This window comes from Stenotrophomonas sp. HMWF023 (assembly GCF_003060985.1).
Taxonomy (GTDB): domain Bacteria; phylum Pseudomonadota; class Gammaproteobacteria; order Xanthomonadales; family Xanthomonadaceae; genus Stenotrophomonas; species Stenotrophomonas lactitubi.
The window spans coordinates 503-4,461 of sequence record NZ_QAIJ01000233.1 but is presented as its reverse complement, the minus strand read 5'-3'; the positions used below and the strand labels follow the sequence as shown (position 1 = coordinate 4,461).

Below are 3,959 nucleotides of genomic sequence, written 5' to 3'. Positions count from 1 at the left end.
CAGCAGCAGCGGCGCGAAGGCGGCGTTGCCGGGGCCGATCTCCAGCACCTGCTCTCCGGGCGCAACCGCCAGCAACGCGATTGCTGCCTGGTTGAGGGCGCCGTTGCTGCGGTTCATCGATTGGCCCACGGCCAGCGCGGCCTCGCCATGGGGCTGCCGCAACTGCGCGGCCAGGGTGCGTGCATCCAGCATCAACATCGTCCGTCGGTAAGGAGTCGGACGTGGCGGCGGCGGGTCCGCCGCAGACCATAGCGCCAGCCGATCGGCTTGGGAAGTAGGGAAACCCCGGCTTGAGGTGATGAGGAAATGTCCAGCGTCGCAGTCGGTGAGAGCCAGTTGTCCACAGGGGGTGTGGATTACGCGTGGGCAACTTTGTGGATAAGCACTGGCAGGCGCCACCCCCCTAGGCTGTCAAGATGGGTGGCGAAAAATTCACCGCTGGTGAGGATCGGTGAGTGACGGGTGAAGGACGGGGTCAGCCCACGCTGTTGTCGGTGGCGGCGCTCGCGGTACCCTGTGGGCCTTGATGCCCCGTGAGACTTCATGAAACGTCACTTCTCGATGCTGCGCGAGTTCCATCTGGCGGACTGGTTCACCCTCGCCAACGCTTTCTGCGGCACCGGCGCGGTGTTTGCCGCAATGCGTTTCCTGCAGGATGGCGAGCGCGGCTATCTGCTGTTCGGCATGGCGCTGATCCCGCTGGCTTTCATTTTCGATGCACTGGACGGCCGTATCGCGCGCTGGCGCAAGTCCAGTTCGACCCTGGGCCGCGAGCTCGACTCACTGTCGGACGTGATTTCCTTTGGTGTCGCACCCGCAGCGCTGGCCTATGCCTGTGGCATGCAGGGGGGCTGGGACTGGCTGGTGCTGAGCTACTTCGTCTGCTGCGGCGTCAGCCGCCTGGCCCGTTACAACGTGACCGCCGAGGCGATGAGCGGTGACGAAGGCAAGGTGAAGTACTTCGAGGGAACACCGATCCCCACCAGCCTGGCGCTGGTGATCGTGCTGGCGATCGCCGCCGGCACCGATGCCATCGGCCACGACCTGTGGCTGGGCCAGTGGCAGATCGGCCCCTGGCAGCTGCATCCGTTGGTGCTGCTGTTCGCGCTGTCCGGGTCGCTGATGATCAGCAAGACCCTGCGCATTCCCAAGCCATGACCCAGCCCCGCGGAGAAGCGCGATGACCAGCTCGGCCCACGACGCCGGCAGCAGTGATTTCGAGAACCTGGCCCGGCAGTACTTCGGTGCCTGGGGCGATGCCCTGCGCCACGCGACTGTGTCGGGGGCCCCCGCTGGCGACGACCCGGGCAGTTGGAAGCACCTGTTCGACTGGTGGGGTCAACTGCTGCCCGAGACCGGTGCGGCTGCACCGGAAGAGGCGGTGCGGCGGTTCCGCGAACAGGCTGGCAGCTGGTACGGCACCATGCAGGAAGTGGCTGCACGCTTTGCCGGCCGCGATGCCAGCAGTGCCGAGGTTGCCCAGGCCTGGCGTGAAGCGGTGAAGGGTCAGGGCGACGGCATGCTGCAGTGGATGCTGCAGGGCGCCCGTGGCAGCACCCACGCTGGCGCTGCTGCGCCGGAGTTCACGGCGTGGTTCCAGCAGTTGCAGACGCTGGCCGGTCCTTGGCTGCAGAGCCCGGCGTTCGGGCCCGGCCGCGAGCACCAGGCGCGGTGGCAGGCACTGCTGCGCGCGCAGGAGGAGTACCAGCATCACTCGCAGGCCTATGTCGAGCAGATCAAGCAGGCTTTGGAAGAAGCGTTCGACCTGTTCGAACAGCGCCTGGCCGAGCATGAGCAGCCCGGCAGCCAGCTGACCAGCGCACGGGCGATGTTCGATCTGTGGATCGAAGTGGCCGAGGAGGCTTACGCCAAGGTCGCCATGTCTGCACCTTTCCAGCAGATCTACGCGGCGCTGGGCAATGCGCAGATGCGCCTGCGCGCGGGGCTGCAACGCGAGGTGGAACAGATGAGTGAACGCATCGGCCTGCCGACCCGCACCGAGATGGATGCCGCCCACCGTCGCATCGCCGAGCTCGAGCGCAATCTGCGCCGGCTGCAGGCACAGGTGGCGGTGCTTGCCGGTACCGACGCGGTCGATCCGGTGGCCCAGCCGGCGCCTGCCAGGGTGAAGCCCGTCGCGCGCAAGCCTGCCGCGAAGAAGGCACCAGCGAAGAAGGCTGCCGCGAAGAAAGCTCCAGTGAAGAAGGCCACCTCCCGCACGACCACGCGGAAGTCGTAAGCCATGAAAGGACCGCTGGGCTTCAATGCCGATGACCTGATGCAGGAGACCCTGGCCATGCAGCGCAAGCTGATGGAAGGGTTGAAGCTGTTGCCGCAGGTGGAGGATGTCGACTATGGCGCCACCGCCCGCGAGGAAGTCTGGCGCGATGGCAAGGTGGTTCTGTATCGCTTCGTCGGCGAGAACGCACCGGTCCGGCGCACGCCGCTGCTGATCGTGTACGCGCTGGTGAACCGCCCGTACATGGTCGACCTGCAGGCCGATCGCTCGCTGGTGCAGAAGCTGCTGGCGTTGGGCCAGGACGTGTACGTGCTGGACTGGGGCTATCCGGATCGTTCCGAGCGCTACCAGACACTTGAGGATTACCTGCTGCGCTACATCGATGGCGCGGTGGATGCGCTGCGCGCACGCAGTGGAGGCCCGGTCGACATGCTGGGCATCTGCCAGGGCGGCGTGTTCGCGCTGTGCTACGCCGCGTTGCGCCGGCAGAAGCTGGGCAACCTCATCACCATGGTCACCCCGGTCGATTTCCAGACCGCCGACAACATGCTGTCGCACTGGGCGCAGCAGGTGGACGTGGATCTGCTGGTGGACACGCTGGGCAACATCCCGGCCGATCTGATGAATGCCAGCTACCTGATGCTCAAGCCGTTCCGCCTGAACGTGCAGAAGTACGTGGGCCTGCTCGACATCCTCGATGACAAGGCCGCGCTGGAAGACTTCCTGCGCATGGAAAAGTGGATCTTCGATTCGCCCGATCTGGCGGGCGAGGCCTTCCGCGAGTTCATCAAGCAGTTCTACCAGGGCAACGGACTGGTCAACGGCACCGTGCACATCGGTGAGGAGGCGGTGGACCTGGCCAAGGTGACCCTGCCCGTGCTCAACATCTACGCCGAACAGGATCACCTGGTGCCACCGGATGCATCACGTGCGATGCGTGGCCGGCTGGGCACGCAGGACTACACCGAGTCCAGTTTCCGCGGTGGGCATATCGGCATCTACGTCTCCGGTCGCGCGCAGCGCGAAGTGCCGGCGACCATCGACAACTGGCTGAAGGAACGCACGCCATGAAGTATTCGCCCTTGGTCGCGCTTGCGCTGGCCCTTGCACCGGGCATTGCCGGCGCCGCGCCCAGTGCCGATGCGCGCCGCGAAATCACGCAGCTGATCGGCAGCCTGGATGGTTCCCAGTGCCAGTTCCAGCGCAATGGCAGCTGGTACGGTCCCGCCGATGCGCGTTCGCACCTGCAGCGCAAGTACGACTACCTGCTGAAGAAGGACATGGTCGACAGCGCCGAGCAGTTCATCGAGCGTGCGGCGAGCCAGAGCAGCATGAGTGGCAAGGCGTACCGGATCCGCTGCCCCGGCCAGCCCGAACAGACCTCGGCGGCGTGGTTCGGCGCCCGCCTGCAGGCGTTGCGCCAACGCACGCCGTAGACACGGCAGGCGCTACAGTGGCCGCAGCCAGTCAGCCGGGAGACCTTGCCATGAACGCTGTGCCGCGCACCCTGTCGCGCTCGCTGAACGACCGCATGATCGCCGGGGTGATGGGCGGCATCGCCCATCGTTTCGGCTGGAACCCGACCCTGGTACGGGTGCTGTACGTGGTGATCTCGCTGGCGTCGGCCGCCTTCCCAGGCATCCTGATCTACCTGCTGCTGTGGCTGCTGATCCCCAACGAGGCCGATTGAACACCACGTCCCGGCCCTGGCCGATCTGGC

At 66.0% G+C, this 3,959-nt stretch carries 5 protein-coding genes and 1 pseudogene; 5 read left to right on the top strand and 1 reads right to left on the bottom strand.

The window, feature by feature from the left end:
* A pseudogene (locus DBR20_RS23150) lies at positions 1-198 on the bottom strand (methyltransferase); the annotation flags it as partial.
* Positions 199-543: 345 nt separating this feature from the next.
* On the opposite strand from DBR20_RS23150, the gene DBR20_RS12610 reads away from it, so the two are divergent.
* The 5 genes from DBR20_RS12610 to DBR20_RS12590 are packed head-to-tail and all read left to right on the top strand — an operon-like array spanning position 544 to position 3,929.
* A complete protein-coding gene (locus tag DBR20_RS12610; RefSeq protein ID WP_025879258.1) occupies positions 544-1,158 on the top strand; it encodes a phosphatidylcholine/phosphatidylserine synthase in 615 nt (204 codons plus the stop codon).
* A 22-nt stretch (positions 1,159-1,180) separates the two neighbouring features.
* Complete coding sequence (phaE, locus tag DBR20_RS12605) at positions 1,181-2,239, top strand: class III poly(R)-hydroxyalkanoic acid synthase subunit PhaE (RefSeq protein WP_108266405.1); 1,059 nt, start codon at positions 1,181-1,183, stop codon at positions 2,237-2,239.
* A gap of 3 nt (positions 2,240-2,242) precedes the next feature.
* A complete protein-coding gene (locus DBR20_RS12600) occupies positions 2,243-3,310 on the top strand; it encodes a class III poly(R)-hydroxyalkanoic acid synthase subunit PhaC (protein ID WP_100552861.1) in 1,068 nt (355 codons plus the stop codon).
* Positions 3,307-3,675 (top strand): YfeK family protein, encoded by a 369-nt coding sequence (locus tag DBR20_RS12595; protein ID WP_108266404.1) that lies wholly within the window; start codon positions 3,307-3,309, stop codon positions 3,673-3,675. Before DBR20_RS12600 ends, DBR20_RS12595 begins: the two co-directional genes overlap by 4 nt.
* Positions 3,676-3,725: 50 nt before the next feature.
* On the top strand, positions 3,726-3,929 hold the full coding sequence (locus DBR20_RS12590; protein WP_089235996.1) for a PspC domain-containing protein: 204 nt from the start codon (positions 3,726-3,728) through the stop codon (positions 3,927-3,929).
* Positions 3,930-3,959 lie beyond the last annotated feature (30 nt).